We start from the raw sequence: 24,700 nt of genomic DNA, 5'->3' as shown, positions 1-24,700 counted from the left end.
CTATTCGGCTATGTTGTGTGGTTTCTTTAGCAGCCGCGGAAGTCCCCCGGAAGGATTGGCGTCATCAGAACTACGTGGTGTTTCCGAAAATCACCGGATCGGGTGGCTCACGTTTATCGAACGGGTGGATCTCCCGAGCTGGTCGCCGAAATTCACTCGAAAGTGCCGGTGTTGCCTCGAATGGCTGAGTCGTGAAGAAAGCGAGAATGGAACCCTCATGTCGAGCAGAGGTCGAGGCCGGTGACTGAACTCAGAGACACGGTCGTCTCGGAAGCGGTGCCCTCGCCGCGGCGCGCCCGCCCGGGCGTCCGGCCGCGGGAAGCCGTCCGCACCCGCCCGCTCCTCGCCCGGGTCAACGCCGTGGCCGTGCTGCTGGCCGCCGTCGACGGCGGCGCGTGGCTGACCGCGGTGCTGCGGACCGGGCCCGGTCCGGTGTGCGCGGCGGTGACCGCCGTGGCCCTCGCCGGCACCCGGGTCGCGGGGCGGGTCCACCGCCGCCGCCTCTGGCTGTCCTGGCTGCAGGACCTCCCGCGCTCGGTCACCGCGACCGCGCTGGCGTTCGCGCTCGTCACCGGCGCCGGCCTGCTGGCCGGGGCGGACGGCGACGACACCGCGCGGATGCAGGAGGTCGTCCTGTGCTTCGCCGTGGTCAGCGAGGCCGTGCGGCCGGCGGTCTTCGCCTTCGGCCGGTGGGGCCGCCGCCGGCTGCGGCGCTGCGACCGGGCCGTCGTGGTCGGGTCCGGCCGGATCGGCGGCGAGCTGGTCCGGACCATGCTGGAACACCCGGAGTTCGGGCTGCTCCCGGTCGGCGTCGCGGCGGCCGGCCCGGACCCGGTGCCGGCGGGCCTGCCGGTCGAGCGGATCGACGGCGACCTCACCGGCGCCATCGCGCGGCTGCGCGCGGGCACGGTGATCCTCGCCCCGGCCGACGACTCCGACGGCGCGATCGTCGACGCCGCCATCACCGCCCACCGCCTCGGGTGCGTCACGCTGGTGCTGCCGCATCTGTTCGAGCTCTGCCCCGACGGGCCGGGCGTCGACCGGCTCCGCAGCTATCCGCTGGTGTGGCTGGGCGGCGCGCCGACCCGCCGTCCGAGCTGGTGGGTCAAGCGCGCGGTCGAGACGACGCTCGCGGCGGCCGCGCTCGTCCTGCTCGCCCCGGTGATCGCGGTCTGCGCGCTCGCGGTCGCGGTGGAAAGCGGCTTCCCGGTCTTCTTCCGGCAGGTCCGCGTCGGGATGGACGGCGGCACGTTCGTGCTCTTCAAGCTGCGCAGCGTGCGGCAGGCCGCCGTCGACGACTCGCAGACGCGCTGGTCGGTCGCGGGCGACCACCGGGTCGGCCCGGTCGGCCGCTTCCTGCGGCGGTCCTCTTTGGACGAACTGCCGCAGCTGTGGAACGTCGTGCGCGGCGACATGTCCCTGGTCGGCCCGCGCCCGGAGCGGCCGGTGTTCGTGCACGAGTTCTCCGCCGTCCACGACCTGTACTGGGCGCGGCACCGGGTGCCGACCGGGCTGACCGGCCTGGCCCAGGTGCACGGGCTGCGCGGCGACACCTCGATCGCGGACCGGGCGCGCTACGACAACTACTACATCGCGAACTGGTCGCTCTGGCTGGACGTCAAGATCATCATCCTCACGGTGGGAGAACTGCTGTGCCGCAGGCAACGCTGACGCGCCGGCACCCGGTGGCGCGCTGGACGGCCGTGTCCGTGCTGCTGGCCGCCTGCCTGGCCGGCTGCGTCCCCAGCGCGGCGCAGGAGATCTCGGCGCCGCCGCCGAAGCCGCTCGCCCCGTGCGCGTGGTGGTACGGGATCGGCAAGCCGCCGACGTCCGCGGAGATCGAGTCCGCGGCCCGGCGCTACCAGGTCGTCGTGCTCAACGCCGACCAGGGCGCGGCGATGCGCCGCCTGCACCAGCTCAACCCGCGGGTGCAGGTGCTGGTGTACAAGGACCTGTCCAGCACCCGCAACTACCCGGGCACGGTCGACGGCGGCCAGGACGCGGTCTACCTGCCGAGCGGGATCGGGTACGTCGCCGCGCAGGAGCACCACCCGGACTGGTTCGCCGTCGACGTCAAGGGCAAGCGCATCGAGTGGCAGGGCTACCCCAGGCACTGGCAGATGACGGTGTGGAACCCGGACTACCAGCAGGCGTGGACCGACGCCGTCGTCGCGGAGGTCAAGCGCGAGGGCTGGGACGGCGTGCTGGCGGACAACGACTTCAACTCGCTGAGCCACTACTCGCCCGCGGTGCTGGCGGGCACCGCGAACGTCGAGGAGACCGACCGCAAGCTCCGCGACGGCCTGGACGCCTTCCTGTCCCTGGCCGGCGACGCCCTCACGAAGACGAACAAGCTGCTGGTGCCCAACGTGTCCGAGACGCACCTGGTGCCGGGCCGCTGGACCGCGCACTCCCGCTTCGGGGGCGCGATGGAGGAGAACTTCGGGTTCCGCGAGGACGGCGGGACCGGCGGCCTGCTCACCTTCCGCGGCAACGAGTTCCAGGAACTACGCGCGCAGGCGGCCCTCGGCGAGTCGATGCTGCTGCTGGTGACGCGCACGCACAACGCGCGTGAGGAGCGGGCCGGCTACGCGAGCGCGGCCCTGCTGGCGGGCCCCCGCACGTGCTGGACCCGCGCGACGACGGACGACTACCGCAGCCCGGAGTGGTCGGCGCTGCAGGACAGCGGGCTGGGCGAAGCGGTGGACGCGGCGAGCCGGCTGCCGAACGGCGTCTGGTCCCGGACGTTCACCCACGGCTGGATCGCGGTGAACACGACGGCGTCGACCCAGACGATCGCCCCACCGCCGGGCCTCATCGTCCCCGGCACCCCTCCTCCCACGACCTCTTCCTCCCCTACTTCCTCCACTTCGGCTCCGCCGCCGCTCACCCTCGCGGCCGCGGACGCGGCGATCCTCGTGGACCCGCCCCAGGTCATGGCCCGATCCTGGCGAATCACCCGCGACGAGCTCCGGATCGGCACCCTCTGGGCCCGGTGAACCAACCAGCCAAATACGCAAACCGACCCCCTAGGTACGCGAGATGCCCCTCCAAGCACGCGAGATGCCTTCCCAAGCACGCGAGATGCCTCTCCAGGCACGCGAGTTCCGGCCTGGATCATCTCGATCGTGGTGATTGGCGGGGCAACTCGTGTGTCTGGATGGGTATCTCGTGTGTCTGGAGGGGTATCTCGTGTGTCTGGAGGGGCATCTCGCGTGATTGGTGGGGCATCACGGGTGGTGGGCGGGGTGGTGGGCTTCGGTCAGGCGGTCGTAGAGGGCCAGGTGCCGGCGGGCGCAGGCTTCCGGGCGGTAGCGGGTGTGGGCGCGTTCGGCGAGGAGGCGGCCCAGGCGGCCCGGGTCCGGTTCGGCGAACAGGGCCCGTAGCCGGTCGGCGAGCGCCGGGACGTCGCCCGGCGGGGCCAGGAACGCGGGCGCGCCCGGGACGTCGAGCATGGCGGGGACCCCGCCGGTGGCCGTGGCCACGACCGGCTTGCCCGCCGCCATCGCCTCGGCCACCACCAGCGGCTGTTGCTCCATTGTGGACGGCAGGACCAGCGCGTCCGCGGCGGCGAGCAGCGCGGGGACGTCCGGCCGGAAGCCGAGGAACGTCACCCGCCCGGCCAGCGGCTGCGCGGCTCGTTCCGCCTCGGCGCGCTGCGGGCCGTCGCCGACCACGGTCAGGTGGGCGTCCGGCGGCAGCACGCCCGGCCGGCCCAGCGCGGCGAGCAGGTCGAGAAGGCCCTTGCGCTCCACCAGAAGCCCGGCGAAGACGAGGTGCCGCACGGGCCCGCGCGGTGGCGCCGGCTCGGCGGGGGAGACGCAGTTGTCGACGTGCACCAGCCGTCCGGCGGGTACCCGCAGACGGCGGCGCAGGAACGTCCCCATCGCCTCGGCGGGCACGACCGTGCGGTCCAGCACGCGGGCGACCAGCGCGTCCGCCGCCAGCACGGTCCGCGTGTACGCCGACGGCCCGGCCGCCCCGCGCTCGCCTCGGAACCACGGCTCGGCGACGTCGTCGGGCACGCCGTGATAGGTCTGGACCAGCGCGGGCCGCCGGCCCCGGGTGAAGTGCAGGCCGGCGGCCACCAGACCGGCGCGGCGGTCCTGCGCGTGCACGACGTCCGGCCGCCAAGCGCGGATCGCCGCCCGCGCCCGGCCGGCCGCGGCGAAGTCCTCCTTGCCGGTGACCGCGAGTTCCTCGTGCAGCCCGTCGAGCGACGACGCCCCGCGCGCGGGCACGGGACCGAAGACCCGGACGTCCAGACCATCGGCGGCCAGGGTCGCGGCCAGCCGGACGGTGACGTCGACCGGGCCACCCCGGTCCTGGGTGAGCAGAAAGGCGATGCGGGTCACGTGAGACGCTCCGGGGTGGGTCGGCGGGGGTGTGTGGGCGGGGCGACCTACGCCGGGCGCTCCGGCGGGGCTGGTTCGTCAAGGGCGGCGACGTGGTGAGCGGTGCGGGTCACGTGGGGCGCTCCGGTGGGGTGAGTTTGTCGACGAGGGTGGCGACCTGGTCGGTCATCCGGCCGCTGTCGAAGGACAGTTCCGCCCGGCGGCGGCCGCGTTCGCCTTCGCGGCGGGCCAGCCCCGGGTCGGTGAGGCGCGCGGCGACCGCGTCCGCGAGGCGGGTGAGGTCACCCGGTGGCAGCACGGCGCCGGCGTCCGCCACGCTCTGCCGCATGCCGCCCACGTCGAACGCGACCACCGGGCGCGCGCACGCCATCGCCTCCAGCGGCACCAGCGCCATGCCCTCGGCACGGGAGGGCAGGACCACGACGTCCGCGGCGGTGTACCAGGCGGCCGGGTCGTCGGTGTGGCCCGCCCATCGCACGGACGGGTGACCCGCGACCGGGTGCCGTTCGCGCCAGACGGGGCCCATCGGGCCGTCCCCGGCGAAGACGAGCTGTGCGTCCGGCCGCCGCCGCAGCACCGCGGGCCACGCCGAGAGCAGCTGGTCCTGGCCCTTGAGCTCGGCGAGCCGGCCGAGGCAGACGGCGAGCGGCGCCCGGGCGGGCAGCCCGAGCCGCCGTCTCGCGGCGAGCCGGTCGCCGGGGACGAAATGTCCGGTGTCGACGCCGTTGCAGACCACTTCGGCCTCGGCGGTCACCCCGGCGGTTCGCCCGGCGGCGAGTTCGTCGTCGCTGACGCAGACGACGAGGTCGGTCCACCGCGAGGCGAAGCGTTCCCACGCGGCGGAGGCGCGGCGCAGGGGGCCGTCGGCGGTCTCGAAGGACCACAGGTGCGGCTGGAAGACGGTCGGCCGCCGGCCGCGCACGGCCAGCCGCCCGGCGAGGCCGGCCTTGGAGCTGTGCAGGTGGACGACATCGGGGTCGAGGGCGCGGAGGAGCCGGCCCAGCCGGAGGGCTTCGGCGAGCGACCGGGGACCGGGACCGCGAAGGGCGGTCCAGGGGCGGACGCCGATGCCGAGCTCCCGGGCGCGTTCGGCGAGCCACCCCGACGGCGGGCAGACGACGGTGACCTCCCAGCCCCGGTCCCGCTGGGCAGCGGCGAGTTCCAGCACGACGACGGCGACGCCGGCGGTGACGGGCTGGGAGACGTGCACGATCTTCACCACAGGCCTCCCGCGGCAGCCGCCGGACGTTGGTGTGGCGCAGTCGCGATCTTCACCGCAGACCTCCCGCGGCAGCTGCCGGGCGTTGGTGTGGCGCAGTCGCGGCCTTCACCGCAGGCCTCCCCGCCGCAGTTCCCCGAGCGCGTCCCGCTGCAGCAGCAAAGTCGCCCCGGCGTAGCCCGCCACGAGCACCGCAGCCTCGGCCACCGCACCCGCCCACGACCCCCCGGACCACCGCCCGAACACCACCGCCGGCGCCGCCCCCGCCACGCACGCCAGCAGGACCCGCAGCACCATCGCGCCCAGTTCCGTGCCCGTCGGCGCCACGCCCAGTCCCGCCAGGACCCGCCACGCGACCGGCACCACCAGCCACGCCGCGCCGCACTGGACCCACGCCACCGCGCCGATGCCCGCCTGGGTCAGGGCCGCCAGCCCGGCCGCCAGGAGCAGCAGGTGCGTCGTCTCGAGGGCCAGGTAGCGGCGGACGTGGCCGGTTGCCTTCACCGCCTGGTACCAGATCTGCAGCAGGCAGATCCCGGCGCCGTAGCCCGACAGCACCGCCAGCGGGCCCGCCGCCCCCGCCCACCGGTCGCCCAGCAGCACGATCCGGTCGGCCAGCACCGCCAGGGCCAGGTACAGGCCGCCGGTCACCACCAGCACCGCGCGCGTGAACCGGGTGACCGCCCCGCCCAGCGGACGGCCTTCGCGCCGCAACCGCGTGAACACCGGGAAGGCGACCGCGCCCAGCACGACCGCCACCATGATGTACGGCACCCAGGCGAGCCGGTACGCGAGCGAATACACCCCGACCGCGTCCGGGCCGAGCGCGTGGCCCACCGCGAAGTAGTCGAGGTTGACCAGCAGCGCGCCCACCACCGCGGCCGGCCCCACCACGGCCACCCAGCGCAGCACCTCCCGCGCCGCGCCCGCGTCCCAGTGCGGCCGGACGCCGCCGCCGGCCAGGGCGCCGAGCAGCGGCTGCGTCACCGCCGTCGTCAGCAGGCCGAGCACCAGCGACAGCGGGCCGGCGCCGCACGCGGCGAGCACGACCGTCAGCACCGCGCCGAGCACCGCGCTGCCGCCGTCGGGCAGCAGGCGCCGCCGGAAGTCCAGTTCCCGGTGCATCAGGCCCATCTGGACGCCGCCGGCGGCCGAGAACGGCAGGCCGAGCGCGGCCAGCCGGACCAGGCCGGCGGCGTCCGGGGTGCCGAGCAGCGCCGTGAGCGGCCCGGCCGCGGCCACCAGCGCGACGGCGAGGGCGGCCCCGGCGCCGACGCTCAGCGTGAACACCGTGCCCGCCGTCCGCCGCGGGTCGCGTTCGGTGCGGCCGATGACGTCGTAGACCCCGATCGACTGGACGACCTGGCCGAGGTTCACCAGCGCCACCGCGAGCGCGACGGCGCCGAGCTGCCCCTCCGTCAGCAGCGCCGCCAGCACCAGCGTGACCAGCATCTGGCTGCTCTTGCTGACCAGGTTGACCACGCCCAGCCACAGCGAGCCGCGGACCGCGCGGGTCCCGAGCGTCGGCGTCACGTGGCCCGCACCCGGGCCAGGCGGACCGCGGCGTAGACGGCGAGCCCCCACGCGAGCACCACCGCGACACCGTCCACGGTGACCGCGGCCCGCCCGCCGAGCGTCGCGGCAACCGCACTGTCCACTGTGTACAGATGCGCGAACGGGACGGCGAGCGCGAGGACGGCCGCGCCCCAGCCGTGCCCGGCCCGCTGCCGCCACCACAGCGCGGCCACCGCGGCCATCGACGGGACGGCGATCAGCACGTCACCGGGCTGGTGCACCACGCAGACCACGACGGTCAGGCACGTCAGGAGGTCGGCGAGCGGCGCCGAGAGCCGCCGGGCGAGCACCGCGCCGGTGGCGAGCACGCCCGCCAGCACCACGAGTTCGAGGCCGGCGGGCACCCAGCCGGTGACGCGGAAGAACACCGCGGCGACGTCGATGCGTTGCGCGGTCAGGGAATCGACGGCGCCGTAGTCGGTGCCGCGGGCGTGGGTGAGGTTCGCGACGACGACGTCGAGGAACGGCCCGATCCCGCCGCCCCGCACGACGAGCAGCACGACGACGGGCAGGCTGGCGGCCGCGGCGATCGCGGTGCCGGTCAGCGCGACCCGGCGGGAGCCGCGGGCGAACAGCAGGACGGCCAGGGGGAAGCCGTACTGGGGTTTGAGCCAGGCGAGGGCGAGCGCCACGGCGGCCCAGCCGGGCCGGTCGCGCCGCGCCAGCAGGGCACCGGCCGCGCCCACGGCGACCAGCGGGTTGATCTGCCCGACGTAGAGCTGCGCCTTCCCGACCTGGCTGGTGACGAGCAGCGCGGCGATCACGGACGTGGTGACGGCGAACGGAGCCGCCACGATCCGCCGCACGGCGTGCGCGGCCAGGGCGGCCAGCGCGACCAGCAGCAGCAGGTTGACGACGCTGAAGGCGACGGCACCGACCCGGTAGCCCGGCAGCGCGAACGGGGCGTGCAGGAGGAGGTGGTAGGGCTGGTAGAGGTTGAAGTCCTGGCGCACGGGCCAGTGGGCGAACATCGCCGCGGGGTCGTAGGGGTTGCCGCCGGCGAGGAATTCCCGGATGGGGAAGTAGAGGGCGTCGCGGAAGTCCTGCAGCCGTTCCTCGCCGAGGTTGGCCGGGGTGGGGAGGGGGACCTGCCAGGAGGGGGCGAGGGCGTGCCAGGCGCTGACGGCTCCGGCGAGGGTGGCGACGAGGAGGACGAGCCGCTGTTTGGGGGTCATGCCCCGGTCGTGGGTGAGAGTGGCCTGCTGTCTCGCGCTCACGCCAGCACCACCGCCACCAGCACCGCATCCGCCGGCAGCACACCCACCGCCGCGGTCAGCTCCGCCTGCCGCCGCCCGGCCGCCGTCACCGCCACCACCGATGCGCCTTCACCGCGCTCCTCCGGCAGCCCGGCCGCCAGCTTCGCCGCCGTCTCCGTCAGTTCCGGCACCACCGGCAGCACCCGCACCGGGCGCCCGGCCGCGCGGCACAGCACCGCCAGCCGGTCCGCCGCCGACGGGTCGTCCTCGCGCAGCACCGCCACCGGACGCCGGACGCCCGCCGCCGCCAAGGCCCGGCGGACCGGGCCGGGCCCCCCGCCGCCCGGCGTCAACCGGCGGACGGCCGCCGTGGCGAGACCGGCCGCGATCGCGCCCACCAACGCCAACCCCGTCACCAAGGCCGCGTCCGGGGCCAGCGTGATCACCTCGGGCCGCGGGTCCAGCGTGCGCAGCTTGGCCGCCGGGGCCAGCAGGTCCGCGTCGATCATCGCCTTCGCCAGCGCCGTCGCCGCGGCCGAAGCCCGCTCCGGCGAACCCGCGCGCACCGACAGCCGGGCCAGGCCGGAGGCCGGGACCAGCTCCACCGACACCTGCCCCGCCAGCTCGTCCGGCGGGTACCCCGACACCGGGGCTGCCGCCTGCAGCACCGACGGGCTGCGGGCCAGCTCGACCAGCGCCGGCAACGCCAGCGAGACGACTTCGCCGTACGGTGCGCCGTCCGCCGCGGCCGGGGTGGCGAGCAGGCTCACCCGGCCCTGGTACTCGGCCCCGCGCGTCAGGCCGACCACCAGCACGAGCGCCCCCACCACCAGCGCCACGGCGACGCTGAGCAGGGCGGTACGCGGAACGCGGATCCTCATCGGGCACCTCGGAGCAGCTCGTCGTAGGACTTCATCAGCGTGTGCGGGTCGTGGTCCCGCTCGACGGCCCGGATCCCTTCAGCCGCCAGCGAATCCCGGGCCGGTTCGTCGAACAGCACCGTGTTCAGCGCCGCGGCGGCCGACGCCGGATCGCCCGGGGGCACCACGATCCCGCCGCCCCCGGCCAGCACCCCGGCGATCCCGCCGACGTCCGTCGCGACCACCGGCCGCCCGGCCGCCAGCGACTCCAGGACCGCCAGCGGCAGGCCCTCCCAGTCGCTGGTCAGCACCGTGACGTCGGCCGCGGCGAGCAGGTCCGGGACGTCTTCGCGGGTGCCGAGGAACTCGACGCGGCGGCCCGTGGCCTGCGCGCGGCGCTCGAGTTCCGCGCGCAGGCTGCCGTCGCCCGCCAGCCACAGCACCGCGTCGCCCGCCACCGCGGCCCAGGCGTCCAGCAGCACGTCGTGGCGTTTCTGCGGTTCCAGCCGGGCCAGGCAGAGCGCGACCGGCGTCCGCTCCGGGACGCCGAGGGACGCGCGGATCTCCGCGCGGCCGAACACCGGCGGCCGGGGGAACACCGCGTTCCGGATCACCACCGGCCGGTCCAGGCCCGCCGCGGCGAGCAGGTCCGCGGTGGCGGGGGAGACGGCGACGACCCGGCGGGACGTGCGGCGCAGGATCCGCGCCGCGGCGGGGTAGTCGGCCTCGGCGACGCCGTGGAAGACCGTGAAGAGCGGCCGCCGGCTCGCCAGGCGCGCCACCAGGCTCGCGCCGACGTTGTGGGCCAGCACGACGTCCGGCCGGAACCGTGCGATCGCGCGGCGGGTGGCCCAGGCCGCCTTCAGCACGCCCGCCTTGCTGCGGCGCGCGAGCGGGACGGGGAACACCGGCGTCCCGGCCGCGGCGAGGGCGTCGGCGCGGAACCCGCCGGCGCTGGCGACCGCGGACACCCAGCCGTACTCCTCGCCGCGGCCCACCATGCCGGCGACCAGCGTCTCCGCCCCGCCCGCCCCCATCTCACTGATCACGTGCAGCACCCGCATCGGCGCCTCCCACTCCTTCTCGGCGAATCCGGGCTTCGGCCGCGACGGCGAGCGCGGCCAGCGACCACAACGGCAGGTAGTACTGCTCGGACAGGAACGTCGAGGTGACCAGGACGGCCAGCAGGGACGCCTGGATCGCCACCGCCTCGGTCCGCCGCGGCCCGGGCCCGGCCGACCGGACCGTCCGCTCGCTCGCCACCGCGGCGGTGCCGATCACCCCGGCGAACAAGGCAAACCCCGGCAGGCCCAGTTCCGCGGCGATCTCGAGGTACATGTTGTGCGCCACCGGGGTCTGCTCGTCGACCTCGGCGTCGTGCGACTCGGCGGCGTAGTGCTCGCGGAACCCGCCCGGGCCGACGCCGAGCACCGGGTGGGCGGTCAGCATCCGGGCCGCCGCCTGCCAGCGGAGCTCGCGAGTGTCCACATTGGACGCGGCGATGAACTCCTTCTCCTGCAGCGCCCGGTCCAGCTGCGGCCCGGCGAACAGCAGGACGGCCAGCCCCAGCCCGGCGACCGACGCGACGACGGCGGCGAGCACCCGCCACGGCAGCACGCGCCGCAGCAGCAGCCAGCCCGTCGCGGCGGCCAGGCCCAGCGCGCCGCCGCGGGAGAACGTCGCCGTCGCGCCGGCCACCAGCACGATGCCCGCCACCGCGAGGACGGCGCCCCGGCCCCGGCGGTGCAGCGCCGCCAGCAGCGGGACGGCCGCGACGAGGAAGTAGGCCAGGTCGTTCGGGTCCGGCTGCGGGCCGCTCGCCCGGGCTTCGCCGCCGACGACCAGGCTGAACAGCGCCCCGCCGCCCGCGACGGTGGCGCCCGCGGCCGCCGCGAACAGCAGCCACCGGATCGGCACCTCGCGGCTCGCGACGTCCGCCAGGGCCGCGGTGACCACCAGGAACGGCAGCCAGCGCACGGTGTACTCGGCGGTGAACGGGCCCGCCGCGTGCAGTGCGGCCGTCGCCGCCAAAACCACGGCGAGCAGCGCCAGCACCGCGTGCAACGGCGTCGGGACGGGCAGCTGCCGCCGCCGGAGCCGCGCGGCGAGCCAGGCCAGCGTCAGCAACGCGGGCGCGACCTTCCCGAGCTGGCTCTGCACGGCCGTCAGGTAGCCCTCGACCGGCGCCAGCGCGACGGTCGCGCAGGCGAGCACCTGCAGCGGGACCGCGTCCCGGGTCCGGGGCCGGACGACCGCGAGCGCCGTCATCTCCCGGCGTCCAACCGGGTCGCCGGGCGGGTCCGGCGCACGGCCGTGCGCCGGACGTACTCGCCGGTGCCGACGACGTCGAAGTGCTCGCGCAGCGCGGAAAGCACCCAGCCCAGCCAGGCCACCTTCCGGGCGCCCGTGGCCGCCATGCCGGGGAAGAACTCCATCCCGGGTGCGTCGGCCGCACCGAGGACGTCGGTGGGGTGCAGCAGCAGCGAGGGGGACACCCCGCGCAGGAGGCAGAGCCGCAGCGCCGCGCGGAAGTACCCCCGGGCCAGCCGCGGCGAGATTTCGTGCAGCTGCAGCAGGTACGAGCCGTGGATCGGGGTGCGCAGCAGCGGCATCGTCGTCACCGGCAGCTCCACCAGCGCGCTGCCCGCGCAGGTCCGCCAGCGGTAGGCGTGCACCGGGGCCAGCACCCGCGAGAAGCCGCCGAAGAGCTCGCCGGCGCTTTCTTCCGGCGCCTTCGCCGTGCGGTTGTGGTAGGCGCGGGCCAGCGGGCCGATCCACGTCGGCAGGGTGCTGGCGTCGTAGGCGTAGCCGCGTTCGGCGAGCAGTTCGACCAGGTCGCGCGTCACGCTGTAGCCGGGGCCGCGGAACCCGCCCGGCCGGGGTGCGCCCGCGGTGGTGATCGCGTCTTCGGTCCGGCTCAGCTCGGCTTCCAGCCGGTCGCGGGAGTAGCGGTGCAGCCAGGGTTCGTGGCCGAAGGAGTGGTTGCCCACCTCGTGCCCGGCCGCGGCGATCTCGGCGACCGCCTTGGCGCCGTCCTCGCGGACGACGTCGGCGCCCACGACGAAGACCGTCGTCGTGAGGCCCTGTGCACCGAGGATCTCCAGCAGCCGCGGCACCGCGGACGGCAGGAAACTGGGGTGGTCGCGCCAGCCGGGATCGCCGTGGGTCTTGAGGTAGGCCCACAGGTTGTCGAGGTCGACCGAGACGCTGGCCAGCGGCCGCGGACTCACGCGGCCTCCCCGGCGAGCGAGGCCGTACCCGAGCGCGACTGCACGCCGAGCAGCAGGACGCCGCTCACGACCACGGCCAGCCCGAAGGCCACCCACGGCTCGCGGCCGCCGACGACGTGGTCGCCGAGCACCGCCATGCCGGTGACGGAGGCGAGCACGATCGTCGTCGCGTCGGCGGTGGCCACGACGGCCGCCGCCGGCCCGCGCTGCAGCGCGACCGCCATCGACGCCTGGCCGAGCACGGCCGCCGCGAACATCAGCCAGGTCAGCGGGTTCGCCGGCAGGGCCAGCAGGTCGAGGTGGGCCAGCGTCCGGCTGGCCACCGCCACCACGGCGAACGCGACCCCGGACAGCACCGCGGCGGGCAGGAACGTCCCGGCGCGGCCCGCGGGGACCATGGCCAGCCCGGTGCCGAGCACGACCACCGCCAGCGCGGCGATCCCGGCGAACGGGAGGTCCGTGGCGACCGAGGGCGCCGACGACCCGGCCAGCACGACCAGCCCGGACGCCAGCAGCACCAGCGTCATCGCCTCCGCCGTGCGGATCCGCCACCCGAGCACGGCGACGCCGAACACCGTGGCCAGCCCGATCGCCGACGAGGACGCGGCCTGGACCAGGTACAGCGGCAGGGAAGCACGCGCGAAGAAGGCGAGCGCGAAGCCGCCCGCCTGACCGGCGAACCCCAGCAGGTACAGGCGGTCGGCGGCCAGCCGCGCCAGCAGGCCCAGCCCCGCGCCCGGCCGGTTGCGGGCCCGCCGGGCCGCGACGCTCTGCGCGACGATCCCGACCGCGTACAGCACCGCGGACGCCACGAGCACGGCGTAATCCACCACGAACGACTCCTCACGTCCCGCACCGCGTACCAGGTGCCTGCGGCAAAGCGTAGAAACGCCGAACCGGCTCCACTTTCGAAGGATGGGATTCGCGAATTCGTCACGCTGTGGCACGGATTCGGGGGACTGGAGCAACACTATGGTGTGACGAGCTGCCGGGGCTCGGCGGTCAGGACACGGTGCGTAATAACGGATAGTGTCGAGCCCGGGCGTCCGGCGGCAAATCCGCGACCATTTCGGCCGCCCCACCCGTTCGAGTTATACGCACCCCGGTCAGCGGTTCGCGCACCCCACACGATCGGTGAACCGGCTGGAACGGCCGCCGGGTGCGTCAGTACGTTTTCGCTGCCACGCGGAACACGCCTTGAATGCCGCCGTGGCAATTGTCTATCGAGGAGAATCCATGCTGAAGAAAATCGGCTTCGTCGCCGTCGCCATGGCGGCCGGAGCCTTGGTCACCGGTGGAATCGCGTCCGCGGGGACGCCGGGTGACGAGCACGGCCACCGCCAGGGCCCGTACGGGTACGACTCCACCGGCCAGGTCGGCCTGCTCAACCTGAACAACACCGACGCGCTGCACAACGTGCAGGGCACCCTCGGCGTGTGCGGCAACGACATCAACGTCCTCGGCGTCCAGGTTCCGCTGCACGACGTGGCGAACGGCATCGGCGTTCCGGTCCTGTCGCCGGGCACGAGCGAGGCGAGCGGCGAGTCGCCGTACAACTGCGCTTCGAGCGGGCTCGCCGACGGCGGCACCAGCCAGGGCGACTGAGCTCCCGCGGCGGTGAGGACCGCCGCCGGATCCCCACCGCCGGATCGGCGCCACCGGCGCCCGGAGTTCCGCCGTTTTCCCCGGCGGGTGCAAGAGGAGTTCCTTCCGTGATCAAGCAGCTCGGATTCGTCGCGACCGCGCTGGCCGCCGGGTTGGCCGCGTTCGGCGGCTCGGCCTCGGCGACCGACGTCACCGTCGTGACGCACCCGGTCGACCAGGACCACCAGTTCGGCCTGGCCAACGCGCAGAACCTCCACGCGGTGCGCAACCTCGACCTCGTGGGCGGCGGTTGCGACAACACCGTCAACGTGCTCGGGGTGCAGGTCCCGCTGCACGACGCCGGGCAGTTTGCCGGCTCGTCGCCGGAGAACTGCGCCGGTGGCGGCGGCACGGACGGCGGGACGGCCCAGGGCGGCTGAGGCAAGCCCGGTAGGAGGCCGCCGCGTGGAACGCTGATTCCGCGCGGCGGCTTTTCGCTGCAGAAAAGAAAGCCTGGACGAATGGGGCACGACGGTGGCCGCGCGGGTGGGGTGGACCCCGTCGCCGAAAACGCGCAGCTGTGGGCGGCGCTGTCGTCCCGCGCGGTGATCGAGCAGGCCAAGGGCATGGTGATGCTGGTGCGCGGCTGCTGCGCGGTGGAGGCGTTCGCCGTGCTGGTCGCGGTTTCCCAGCAGACCAACGTGAAACTCCGCGACGTCGCCGCGGTCGTCGTGGCCGCCGGCAGCGCCACCGGGCCGGGACTGCCCGATGCGGCCGCCGAGCGCGCGGTGCGCGCGGCGCTGTGTGCCCACCTGCGCTAGGACCTGGGAACCGGCGAGGCGGGGCGTCGCCCGGCTGCGGGTTCGGCTGAGGGGTTCAAGCCTCGCCGGTTCTCCAGCGGGATATCCGCTCCGGGGGTCAGCGGAACGAAATCCGTGCTCCGAGAATACGACCTCCGCCCCGATCGCGTCGCTTTTATCCGGGTGGTTGCGCCGAGAACGGGTGTGCGAACAATGCCGCCGGTGCCGGACCGCTTTTCCGTCCGATAAACCCCGCTGACCCGATCGGGCCAATGAATGCCCGGTCAAAGCGCCGCGGTGCCCACCCGATGGTGGATCGAAGTGGAATTCACCCGGTTGCCTCAGTACGTTTCCCTCACGCGGGACGGCCAACACACCTCGCCGCCGTCCTGTCCGATGCACCGTCAATTCTAGGAGAACTCATGCTGAAGAAGGTTGGTTTCGTCACGGCGGCCATGGCGGCCGGCGCGTTCCTCGCCGGTGGCGTCGCGGCCGCCGGGACGCTGGACGGCCCCGACCACCACCACGGTGGTCACACCGGCCAGCTCGGCCTGGTCAACCTGAACAACACCGACGTGCTGCACAACGTCAACGCCACGCTCGGCCTGTGCGGCAACGACATCAACGTGCTCGGCGTCCAGGTCCCGCTGCACAACGTGGCGAACGGCATCGGCGTGCCGATCCTGTCGCCGGGCGAGAACTCGGCCGAGGGCGAGTCCCCGTACAACTGCGCGTCGGGCGGCCTCGCCGACGGCGGCACGGACCAGGGCCACTGAGCCTCCGCGCCGCGGCTGCCCGTTGTGTGTGCGGAAGCCGGCCGGGGCGCGGGATCCGGCGCCGCGCGTGACGTCGTAGGGCGTGTCCGGAACAGGGAGCGAGCTGCACACTCCGGTTCCGTGTCCCAGGCACGCAGCGACGCAGTGTGACGCCGGCACGGGTGGGACCGGCCACCGGACATCGGAAGTGGTCCGGTCCCACCCGGCGCTGAAATCGCCGCACCGAATCCCGGTGCGGCGATTTTGTGTTTTCAGCGTCTCGGCGTGGTGCCCACATCGAGCACGATGTCGAGCAACGCGGCCTGTTGCGCGGCCCCGGCCCGGGTGTACCCGGGCGACGCGGCCACGGCGCGGCGAAGGTCGTCGGGGTCGGCGGTGCCGGTGTCGAACCCGGTCACCCGGGTCACGTCGATCGGTCCTCGGCACTGGGTTTCCACGTGAAAGGCTCTCCTGCGGTCGGGCGTGCGGTCCGTGCTCTCGTTATCGCTCCGTTATCGGGTGGTGTTACCGGATCCGTGTCCCTCGGTCAGGTGAAGCCCTCGGGAGGGAGGGCTCAGGTGCGGGCCCACCGCTGGTTCGGCTGCCCGCTGCAGGCCCACAGGATCGCGTGCGTCCCGTTGGCCGTCGCCGCGCCTTCGACGTCCAGGCAGAGTCCGGAGTGGACGTTGCGGACGGAACCGTCCTGGCCGAACGTCCACTTCTGGTTGTCCTGCCCGCCGCACGGCCAGCTGAGCACGCGGGTGCCGTTGGTGGTGCCCGCGTGGTCGGCGTCGAGGCACATGGTGCCGAAGACGCGGATCTCGCCGTTCGGCCAGCTGGTCCACAGCTGGTTCGCCGCGGTCTGGCAGTCCCGGATCAGGGTGCCCGCGCCCGCCGCCGTCGAGGCGTTGTCGACGTCGAGGCAGCGGCCCGAACCCGCGTCCTTCAGCCGCGAAGTCGTGCTCGCCACCGGCGAACCGCCGGACACGCGGAAGGCGGCGACGCCGTGGGCGGGCACGCTCGCGCTGATCGCGCCCGCCGTCGCCGACGTACCGCCGGTCCACAGGTCGGCCAGCGTGAACGACGAGCCGGTCAGCCCGACCTGCGCCGCGGTCGTGCCGATGGTGGCGGTGGCGCTGCCGCGGTTGAGCAGCCCGACCGCGACCGAGCCGTCGGCCAGCGGTTTCGCAAAGACCTCGGCGGTGCCGTCGTCGCGCACCCGGCGCCCGCCCGCGCCGAGCCGGTCCTGGTCGACCGCCAGCAGCCGCGGGTTGCGCAGGATGGCACTGACGTCGGCGGACATCGTGCGGATGTCGTTGCCCGCCATCAGCGGCGCGGCCATCAGCGCCCACAGGGCGAAGTGCGCGCGGGACTCGGTCAGCGACAGGCCGGGCCGGCCCACCACGAGCATGTCCGGGTCGTTCCAGTGCCCGGGACCGGCCTGCGCGGCCAGCGGCGCGGTGACGTCGAGGACGTTGCCCACGCCCATCGGGTAGCTGTTGGTGTTGCCGTTCTGCCAGATGTCGAGCAGGTCCTCGGTGGTGCGCCACAGGTCGGCGACCTGGCCCCAGTCGTACTTGTCGCCGGTGATCGCGTGGTAGCTGTTGGGGTTGATGCTGTAGACGATCGGGCGGCCGGTGGCCCGCAGCGCGTCGCGCATCAGGCCGAACCGCGCGACCTGCTCGTCGCGGGTGCCGGCGGGGGAGCACCAGTCGTACTTGAGGTAGTCGACGCCCCACGACGCGAACGTGCGGGCGTCCTGGGTCTCGTGGCCCTGGCTGCCGGTGGACCCGGGGTAGGTGCCGGTCCGCTGGGCGCAGGTGCGGTCGGTCGGCACCTGGTAGATGCCGAACTTCAGGCCGCGGCCGTGGATGTAGTCGCCGAGGGCCTTCATGCCGCCGGGGAACTTCGACGCGTTGCCCCGCAACGCGCCCTGGGCGTCGCGCTGGGGGTCGAACCAGCAGTCGTCGACCACGACGTACTGGTAGCCCGCGTCGCGCATCCCGGAGGAGACCATCGCGTCGGCCGCCTGGCGGACGCTGGTTTCGCTGACGTTGCAGCCGAAGCTGTTCCAGCTGTTCCAGCCGAGCGGCGGGGTCAGGGCGGGGCTTCCGGGCGCGGCGACGGCGGCGGGGCCGGCCGGTGCCGCGACGGACAACGACAGCGCGGCGGCGATCGCGGCGAGCAGGTGACGGGTTCGAGCGGGCATCGGTGCCCCTTCCGAGGTGTTAGCGTTAACACAACGTCCGGGTATGTATAGAGGAGGTGACCGCGCCGCGTCCAGCCTCCACCCGCCGGGCGATGATTGCCAAACGCGTGCCCGGATGATTACAGTCCCGGTCTGGGAGCGCTCCCACTCATCTGGCTCGACGACGAGGAGATGGAATGCGGGCAAGAAGATTCCGGACCGGCTTGGTGTTGCTGGCGGTCGCGGCGCTCGGGGTGACGGCGGGTTCCGTGCCCGCGTCCGCGGCGGACTACGAGCGGTTGCTCAACGGCACCTTCGCCGGGGGCACCATCGACCCGTGGTGGGCCGGGGCCGGCACCATCGGCCGCGTCACCGGCGGCGAGTTCTGCACCGACGTGGCCGGCGGCACGGCCAACGGCTACGACGCGCTGGTCGGTCAGAACGGCGTCCCCTACGAGACCGGGCAGCAGTACACCCTGACCTTCGACGCGCACGCGACGACCACCCAGCAGATCTCGGCCGTCGCGGGCGAGGCCGTCTCGCCCTACCGGCAGATCTCGCGCACCGACCTGACGGTCACGCCGTCGACCCAGCACTTCACCGTCACCTTCACGTCCACTTTGGACTTCCCGAACGCGGGCAACGGGCAGCTGGCCTTCTGGTTCGGCGGCCAGGCCGCCGCCAACACGATCTGCCTGGACAACATCTCGCTGATCGGCGGCGTCGTCCCGCCCGGCGGCCTGCCCCCGACCAGCGGCATCCGGGTGAACCAGGAAAGTTACCTGCCCGGCCTGCCCAAGCGCGCCACCGTGATCAGCGATTCGGCCACGCCCCTGACGTGGACGCTCAAGAACTCGGCCGGCACCGCCGTGGCCACCGGCCAGACCCGGCCCCGCGGCGCGGACGCCCCCTCCGGCGAGAACGTGCACGAGATCGACTTCTCCGGCTACGACACCGCGGGCACCGGCTACACGCTCAGCGTCGGCTCGGAAACCAGCTTCCCGTTCGCCATCTCCGCGGACGGCCTGAAGAAGCTCCGCTACGACTCGCTGGCGTTCTTCTACCACCAGCGCAGCGGCATCGCGATCGACGCCCAGTACGTCGGGGCGAACTACGCCCGCCCCGCCGGTCACGTCAACGTGGCGCCGAACCAGGGTGACAACAACGTGCCCTGCCGCTCGGACCTGAACTGCGGCTACACCCTCGACGTGCGCGGCGGCTGGTACGACGCCGGCGACCACGGCAAGTACGTCGTCAACGGCGGCATCGCCGCGTGGGAACTGCTCGACGAGTACGAGCGCGCGCTGCGGGTCGGCGACCCGAGCGCGCTGGGCGACGGCAAGCTGGCGATCCCGGAGCAGGCCAACGGCGTGCCCGACATCCTCGACGAGGCGCGCTGGGAGGTCGACTTCCTGCTCGAGATGCAGGTGCCGGACGGCAAACCGGACGCCGGCATGGTGCACCACAAGATCCACGACGCGCAGTGGACCGCCCTGCCCACCCGGCCCGACCAGGACAGCCAGGCCCGCCGGCTCTCCCCGCCGAGCACGGCCGCCACGTTGAACATGGCGGCGGTCGCGGCCCAGGCGTCACGGCTGTGGCGGACCATCGACCCGGCGTACTCGGCGAAGCTGCTCGCGGCGGCCGAGAAGGCGTACGCCGCGGCGAAGGCCAACCCGAACAAGCTCGCCGACCCGAACGACGGCACCGGCGGCGGCACCTACAGCGACAACACCGTCAGCGACGAGTTCTACTGGGCGGCGGCGGAGCTGTACGCGACGACCGCAAAGAGCGCGTACCGCACCGACGTCACCGGCTCCCCGCTTTACCGCGGCGCCAGCTTCAACACCCACGGCTTCGACTGGGGCTCGACGGGCGCCCTCGGGGACATCACGCTCGCGCTGGTGCCCACCGACCTGCCGGCCGCGGACGTCGCCGCGATCAAGACGGCCATCACCACGACCGCCGACAGCCACCTCGCCCAGATGGCGGGCATGGGTTACCCGGCGCCGTACCGCACGGCGGACGGCACGTACGAGTGGGGGTCCAACGGCCTGGTGGCCAACAACGGGGTGGTGCTCGCCCTGGCGTACGACTTCACCAAGCAGGCCAAGTACCGCGACGGCGCGTTCGAGGCCATGGACTACCTGCTGGGCCGCAACCCCGCGAACTACTCGTACGTCTCCGGCCACGGCGACCAGGCGGTGCAGAACGTGCACCACCGGTTCTGGGCGCACGAGCTGGACCCGTCCCTGCCGACCGCCCCGCCCGGCGCGCTGTCCGGCGGCCCGAACAGCGGCCTGCAGGACCCGACCGCGGCCCGGCTGCTGACCGGCTGCGCGCCCCAGCGCTGCTTCGTCGACGACATCCAGGCGTACTCGGTGAACGAGGTCGCGATCAACTGGAACTCGGCGCTGGCCTGGCTGGCGAACTGGACGGCGGAGAAGTCCCCGGCACCGGCCGACACGACCGCGCCCACCGCGGCGGGCAAGCCGGCCGTCTCCGCGGTCTCCGGCACGGGGGCGACGGTGACCTGGGCGGCGGCATCGGACCCGGAGAGCGGCGTCAAGAACTACGACGTGGTGAGCGTGACCGGCACGGTCCGCAAGGTGCTCGCGACGGTGACGGGGACGACCACGACGTTGACGGGCCTCGCCCCGTCGACGGCGTACACCCTGGTGGTGGTGGCCCGCAACGGCGCGGGCCTGACCGGCCCGGATTCGGCGGCCACGCAGTTCACGACGTCGCCGGGCACCCCACCCGGCGGCTGCGCGGTGACGTACACGGCGAACTCCTGGAGCGGCGGCTTCACGGCGGCGATCACGGTGACCAACACGGGGACGACGGCCTGGCCGACGTGGACGCTGAAGTTCCCGTTCCCGGGCACCCAGAAGGTGACCCAGGGCTGGTCGGCAACGTGGACGCAGTCGGGCGCGGACGTCACGGCCACGGCGATGCCCTGGAACGCCGCGGTAGCACCGGGCAAGTCGGTCTCGATCGGCTTCAACGGCAGCTACACGGCCACCAACCCACCCCCGACGGCCTTCTCGGTGAACGGCAAGGCATGCGGGTGACGGCCGGACGGGTGGTTCGCCGCGCGAACGCCCGGTCGATGAGCTAGCGTCATCCAGTGCGGGCAGGCGCGCCTCCTCCCCCTCGGCGCGTCTGCCCGCACTCTGCCGTCCGCAGGTCCACATCGGACCCGCGGACGGCAGAGTGCTTTCGGCGGGCCTCAGCCGCAGGAGGTGCCGTTCAGGGTGGGGGACTGGAACGGTGGGGTGCTGCCGGTGTAGTTCGCGTTGTACCCCAGTGTCACCGTTGCTCCCGTGCCCAGGTTGCCGTTCCACGAGGTGCTGTCGACCTTGACCGTGTCGCCCGTGTCGGTCCACGTTCCGTTCCAGCCCTGCGTCACCGTGACGCCCGGGGCCGAGAACGTCAGGGTCCACTGCGTGACCGGGGTGCCGCCGTTCTGGATGACCACCTCGCCCGTGTAGCCGGTCGGCCAGGAGCTGACCACCCGGTGGGTCACCTTGCACGTGCCCGGTACCTGCGTCGTCGTCGTGGTGGTCGGGGTCGTGGGCGTGGTGGGCGTGGTCGGGGTGGTCGGCGTGGTGGTGGGGATGGGGCCCGCCGCGGCGGCGAGGTCGTACGCGCGCTGGGGGACGAACTGGCCGGCCGTGGCGATGCAGCCGTCCGCCTCGCCCGGCGGCTTGATCCACAGGAACGCCGCGATCTGGCCGTCGCCCGTCTGGTCGGTGCTCGGGGTGCCGATCGCGCGGCCGGCCGGGTCGCACCACTCGCTGCCCTGGGGGCCGTTGCCGTTGCGGCTGGTGTCGACCACCGCCTTCAGCCGCGAGTCGCCCAGCTGGCCGAGGATCGCCTTGTCGTAGGCCACTTCGTCGCCGGTGGCGCGGTAGTTGGACACGTTGGTGGAGATGCCGTCGGCGCTGTTCGAGATGTCGGCCGAACGCAGCCGCGCCGCCGCGTCGCCCGCCGAAAGCCACGCCGAGTGCCCGATGTCGAAGTACACCTTCGCCTGGGACGAGCCGGCCTTCAGCTTCTTGCCCGCGTACGCGATCGAGGCCGTCGTCTGGCTCTGCTGGTCGCCGCTCTGGCAGTTGGTCATGAGCGCCAGCACGTCCGGCTCGAGCACGATCGCCGCCGGGCGGCCCGCCAGGCCCGCGGCCACCTGGTCGATCCACGCCCGGTACGCGTCGTGGGACGGCGCGCCGCCGCCGCTCGCGCCGCCGCAGTCGCGGTTGGGGATGTCGTAGACGACCATGATCGGGATCTTGCCCGCGGCGGCCGCGGCACCGACGTAGGCGTCCACCTCGCCCCGGACCGTGGACGTGTTCGTCGTGGTGAACCACCGCGCCTGCGGCACCGCGGCGATCCGGTCGCGGATGACCGCGGTCCGCGAGTCGCCGGGGTTCGCCGCGACCCACTTGGCCGCGTTGGTGCCCGGGTCGACGTAGAACGCCGATCCGGCCGCCTGCGCGGTGGCGCCCCACGTGGTGATGGCGACGACCCCGCCCGCGGCGAAGGCGGCGATCACCGCGGCCGCCATTGCCCTGCTTCGCATGTAAGTTTCTCCTTCGACCGACTGGCTGGCGTTTCCTGCTCAACGTCGGTGGCCACCCGGGTGCCCACGTCCGCCACCGGCGATCCGGCGGGTGCACCGGCCCGGACCTGGGCCGATCCGCCACCCGCAGCCGGCCCCGTCGCAACGGGGGTTCGGCTGACGTCGCCGATCCGAAAAAGTGACTGGGAGCGCTCCCAGCGACCCGGAACTGTAGCCGGGAAACCGCGATCGGAAAAGGGGCCGTTCGATCTGTTCGAATCCGGTGAATCCGTCGAACCGATTCGACGCCGCCGGGGCTCAAGGCGACGCGGGGGTGACGTGGCCCGGCTCGGCAGGCGCCCGGGCGGATCCGGTTCGACCTCCGTTCTTCCCTTGTAGGAACGAGATCAGGCGCGTACCTTCTTGCGTGGTCGAACCGGTTCGATTCCCTTGTCCCCCTGCCCCGAAGGAGTCGCACGTGGACAGCAAGATCGAGCGACGACGTCCCCGCCGCGGCCTGGCCGTCCTGGCGGCGTGCCTGGCCATCGCCGGGGGTGTCGTCGCGGCGGGCCCCGCCCAGGCCGCCGACGAAGCCATCTCGGTGGACTTCGCCGCCGGCGGTGGCACGCCCACCTACCGCGCGTCAGGCTGGATCTACGGCATGACCGAATCCGCCGCGGCCCCGGCGGACCACTTCTACCGCGACGTGAAGTTCCAGGCCATGCGCGCGGGCGGCGCGCAGCTCGACAGCCCCGGCGGCTGGGTCGCCGGGAAGTACGACCGGCGGTGGAACGCCACCCGCGCGCAGCTGCTGCGCACCCGCGCCCTCGGCGGCCAGTTCGTCCTGCTGGTGCACGACCTCTGGGGCGCGGACGGCGCGGCCATCTCCCGCTTCCCCGGCGACAACGGCGACTGGACCGACTACGACAACCTCCTCACCCGGCTGATCTCCGACGTGCGGGCGACCGGCGCGCCGGTGGAGTGGGACCTCTGGAACGAGCCCAACATCTCGATCTTCTGGAACCGCTCACAGGCGCAGTACTTCGAGATGTGGCGCCGCGGCTACCAGCGCATCCGCGCCGCGTTCCCCGGGCAGCTCATCGTCGGCCCGAGCTGCGCGTGCGTCCCGTCGAACGGCGGCTGGTGGACGCAGTACCTCGACTTCGTCAAGTCCGCGGGCGCCGTCCCGGACATCATCAGCTGGCATTCGCTGCCGGGTGACCCGGTGGCCAACGTGGCCGCCGCCAACGCCACCCTCGACCCGCGCGGCATCCCGCACCCGCGGCCGTACCAGATCAACGAATACGGCGCCTCGAACGAGCAGAACCCGGGTGACGGCGCCTGGTACATCGCCCGCCTCGAGCGGGCGGGCGCCGACGGGCTGCGCGCCAACTGGGCGAGCGGGGCGAACCTGCACAACGACCTCGCCAACCTGCTGGTGCGCAATTCCGCGGGGCAGTACCTGCCCAAGGGCGAGTGGTGGGTCTACCGCTTCTACGCCTCGCAGACCGGCCAGATCGTGTCGGCGACGCCTACGGCGGCCTACGACGCCTTCGCGACGAAGACGGCCGGCAACGCGAAGGTCCTCGTCGGCGGCGGGAGCTCGACCGGCAACCTGGCGGTCACCTTGCGCGGCCTGGACACGACCAGCGGAATCGTCCAGGGCGGCCAGGTCCGGGTGCTCGTCCAGCGCATCCCGTACAACGGCGGCGGCGCGGTCCAGGGACCGGTGACGGTGCAGAACTCCGTGGTGAGCGTGGCCGGCAACGCCGTGACGGTGAACGTCCCGCACACCAACGCCGACGAGACGTCGACCATCACCCTGTTGGTCGCCGTCGCCCAGCACTCCCAGCAGTGCCTGGACAACACGAACCTGGTGACGACGGACGGCAACCACCAGCAGCAGTACCCGTGCGAGGGCGGCGACCAGCAGCAGTGGACCTTCCGCCCGGTGGCGGACGCGTACACGGTGGTGAACCGGCAGACGGGCAAGTGCCTCGCGGTGGACGCCGCCTCGACGGCCGACGGCGCGGCGGTCGTGCAGCAGACCTGCGCCGACGGCGCGGCGAACCAGCAGTTCACGCTCCGCAAGGTCACCTACGGCGGCAACGATCCGCGCGACTACCAGCTGGTCGCCCGCCACAGCGGCAAGTGCGTGGACGTGTCGGGCGTTTCGACGACCGCGGGCGCGGCCGTGCTGCAGTGGACGTGCAAGCCGGTGAACCAGAGCAGCCCGCTGAACCAGACCTGGCGTCTGTGGGGGAAGGCGCCGGCCTGACCGCGCACACCGCGTCGTGAGTGAGAAACAGGGTTAGAACCCTGAGCGAAATCACGACGTGCCAGTCTGCCGCGAACGCGGAAACACACGCCCGGTACA

The 24,700-nt window shown here is 73.6% G+C and carries 20 protein-coding genes; 8 read left to right on the top strand and 12 right to left on the bottom strand.

The window, feature by feature from the left end; translation table 11 throughout:
• The first annotated feature begins 240 nt into the window (after nucleotides 1–240).
• Nucleotides 241–1,671, top strand: coding sequence for an exopolysaccharide biosynthesis polyprenyl glycosylphosphotransferase (locus ABZW17_RS43375; RefSeq protein ID WP_354827761.1), 1,431 nt, complete (start codon nucleotides 241–243; stop codon nucleotides 1,669–1,671).
• Entirely contained in the window at nucleotides 1,653–2,999 is a 1,347-nt protein-coding gene (locus tag ABZW17_RS43370; RefSeq protein WP_354827758.1) for a putative glycoside hydrolase family 15 protein, read from the top strand. The genes ABZW17_RS43375 and ABZW17_RS43370 overlap by 19 nt, the downstream gene beginning before the upstream one ends.
• 231 nt (nucleotides 3,000–3,230) lie before the next feature.
• On the opposite strand, the gene ABZW17_RS43365 is transcribed toward ABZW17_RS43370, so the two are convergent.
• The 9 genes from ABZW17_RS43365 to ABZW17_RS43325 all read right to left on the bottom strand — a co-directional run bounded on the left by ABZW17_RS43365 (nucleotide 3,231) and on the right by ABZW17_RS43325 (nucleotide 13,268).
• Entirely contained in the window at nucleotides 3,231–4,355 is a 1,125-nt protein-coding gene (locus tag ABZW17_RS43365; protein ID WP_354827755.1) for a glycosyltransferase family 4 protein, read from the bottom strand.
• Nucleotides 4,356–4,464: 109 nt separating this feature from the next.
• Entirely contained in the window at nucleotides 4,465–5,574 is a 1,110-nt protein-coding gene (locus tag ABZW17_RS43360; protein ID WP_354827752.1) for a glycosyltransferase, read from the bottom strand.
• A 108-nt stretch (nucleotides 5,575–5,682) separates the two neighbouring features.
• Nucleotides 5,683–7,107, bottom strand: coding sequence for an oligosaccharide flippase family protein (locus tag ABZW17_RS43355; RefSeq protein ID WP_354827750.1), 1,425 nt, complete (start codon nucleotides 7,105–7,107; stop codon nucleotides 5,683–5,685).
• The gene (locus ABZW17_RS43350) at nucleotides 7,104–8,324 is read right to left on the bottom strand and encodes a glycosyltransferase 87 family protein (RefSeq protein ID WP_354827748.1); all 1,221 of its coding nucleotides are present in this window, start codon (nucleotides 8,322–8,324) and stop codon (nucleotides 7,104–7,106) included. Before ABZW17_RS43350 ends, ABZW17_RS43355 begins: the two co-directional genes overlap by 4 nt.
• Before the next feature lie 38 nt (nucleotides 8,325–8,362).
• Nucleotides 8,363–9,226, bottom strand: a complete 864-nt coding sequence (locus ABZW17_RS43345; protein WP_354827745.1) for a hypothetical protein — start codon at nucleotides 9,224–9,226, stop codon at nucleotides 8,363–8,365.
• Nucleotides 9,223–10,269 carry a glycosyltransferase gene (locus ABZW17_RS43340; protein WP_354827743.1) on the bottom strand — a complete coding sequence of 349 codons (1,047 nt, stop codon included), beginning with the start codon at nucleotides 10,267–10,269 and terminating at the stop codon, nucleotides 9,223–9,225. The genes ABZW17_RS43345 and ABZW17_RS43340 overlap by 4 nt, the downstream gene beginning before the upstream one ends.
• A complete protein-coding gene (locus ABZW17_RS43335; RefSeq protein WP_354827740.1) occupies nucleotides 10,244–11,473 on the bottom strand; it encodes an O-antigen ligase family protein in 1,230 nt (409 codons plus the stop codon). The genes ABZW17_RS43340 and ABZW17_RS43335 overlap by 26 nt, the downstream gene beginning before the upstream one ends.
• The gene (locus ABZW17_RS43330) at nucleotides 11,470–12,435 is read right to left on the bottom strand and encodes a polysaccharide deacetylase family protein (protein ID WP_354827737.1); all 966 of its coding nucleotides are present in this window, start codon (nucleotides 12,433–12,435) and stop codon (nucleotides 11,470–11,472) included. Before ABZW17_RS43330 ends, ABZW17_RS43335 begins: the two co-directional genes overlap by 4 nt.
• Entirely contained in the window at nucleotides 12,432–13,268 is an 837-nt protein-coding gene (locus ABZW17_RS43325; protein WP_354827734.1) for a hypothetical protein, read from the bottom strand. Before ABZW17_RS43325 ends, ABZW17_RS43330 begins: the two co-directional genes overlap by 4 nt.
• Before the next feature lie 403 nt (nucleotides 13,269–13,671).
• Between ABZW17_RS43325 and ABZW17_RS43320 the strand changes: the two genes are divergently transcribed.
• The 4 genes from ABZW17_RS43320 to ABZW17_RS43305 all read left to right on the top strand — a co-directional run bounded on the left by ABZW17_RS43320 (nucleotide 13,672) and on the right by ABZW17_RS43305 (nucleotide 15,595).
• Nucleotides 13,672–14,040 carry a hypothetical protein gene (locus ABZW17_RS43320; protein WP_354827732.1) on the top strand — a complete coding sequence of 123 codons (369 nt, stop codon included), beginning with the start codon at nucleotides 13,672–13,674 and terminating at the stop codon, nucleotides 14,038–14,040.
• A 107-nt stretch (nucleotides 14,041–14,147) separates the two neighbouring features.
• On the top strand, nucleotides 14,148–14,459 hold the full coding sequence (locus ABZW17_RS43315; protein WP_354827730.1) for a hypothetical protein: 312 nt from the start codon (nucleotides 14,148–14,150) through the stop codon (nucleotides 14,457–14,459).
• Nucleotides 14,460–14,540: 81 nt separating this feature from the next.
• A complete protein-coding gene (locus ABZW17_RS43310; RefSeq protein WP_354827727.1) occupies nucleotides 14,541–14,840 on the top strand; it encodes an ANTAR domain-containing protein in 300 nt (99 codons plus the stop codon).
• Nucleotides 14,841–15,241: 401 nt separating this feature from the next.
• On the top strand, nucleotides 15,242–15,595 hold the full coding sequence (locus ABZW17_RS43305; RefSeq protein ID WP_354827724.1) for a hypothetical protein: 354 nt from the start codon (nucleotides 15,242–15,244) through the stop codon (nucleotides 15,593–15,595).
• A 251-nt stretch (nucleotides 15,596–15,846) separates the two neighbouring features.
• On the opposite strand, the gene ABZW17_RS43300 is transcribed toward ABZW17_RS43305, so the two are convergent.
• On the bottom strand, nucleotides 15,847–16,002 hold the full coding sequence (locus ABZW17_RS43300; protein WP_354827721.1) for a hypothetical protein: 156 nt from the start codon (nucleotides 16,000–16,002) through the stop codon (nucleotides 15,847–15,849).
• 146 nt (nucleotides 16,003–16,148) lie between these two features.
• Nucleotides 16,149–17,783 (bottom strand): ricin-type beta-trefoil lectin domain protein, encoded by a 1,635-nt coding sequence (locus ABZW17_RS43295; protein WP_354827719.1) that lies wholly within the window; start codon nucleotides 17,781–17,783, stop codon nucleotides 16,149–16,151.
• A gap of 176 nt (nucleotides 17,784–17,959) precedes the next feature.
• On the opposite strand from ABZW17_RS43295, the gene ABZW17_RS43290 reads away from it, so the two are divergent.
• Nucleotides 17,960–20,836, top strand: a complete 2,877-nt coding sequence (locus ABZW17_RS43290) for a glycoside hydrolase family 9 protein (RefSeq protein WP_354827716.1) — start codon at nucleotides 17,960–17,962, stop codon at nucleotides 20,834–20,836.
• Nucleotides 20,837–20,994: 158 nt separating this feature from the next.
• Here ABZW17_RS43290 and ABZW17_RS43285 read toward each other — a convergent pair whose 3' ends face one another.
• Nucleotides 20,995–22,329, bottom strand: a complete 1,335-nt coding sequence (locus tag ABZW17_RS43285; protein ID WP_354827780.1) for a glycoside hydrolase family 6 protein — start codon at nucleotides 22,327–22,329, stop codon at nucleotides 20,995–20,997.
• Nucleotides 22,330–22,801: 472 nt separating this feature from the next.
• Between ABZW17_RS43285 and ABZW17_RS43280 the strand changes: the two genes are divergently transcribed.
• The gene (locus ABZW17_RS43280) at nucleotides 22,802–24,601 is read left to right on the top strand and encodes an RICIN domain-containing protein (RefSeq protein ID WP_354827714.1); all 1,800 of its coding nucleotides are present in this window, start codon (nucleotides 22,802–22,804) and stop codon (nucleotides 24,599–24,601) included.
• Nucleotides 24,602–24,700: the final 99 nt, after the last annotated feature.

Origin of the sequence: Amycolatopsis sp. NPDC004625 (genome assembly GCF_040609695.1) — a bacterium.
GTDB lineage: Bacteria > Actinomycetota > Actinomycetes > Mycobacteriales > Pseudonocardiaceae > Amycolatopsis.
The sequence above is the reverse complement of the archived record's forward strand: the minus strand, read 5'-3'. Positions and strand labels throughout refer to the sequence as shown.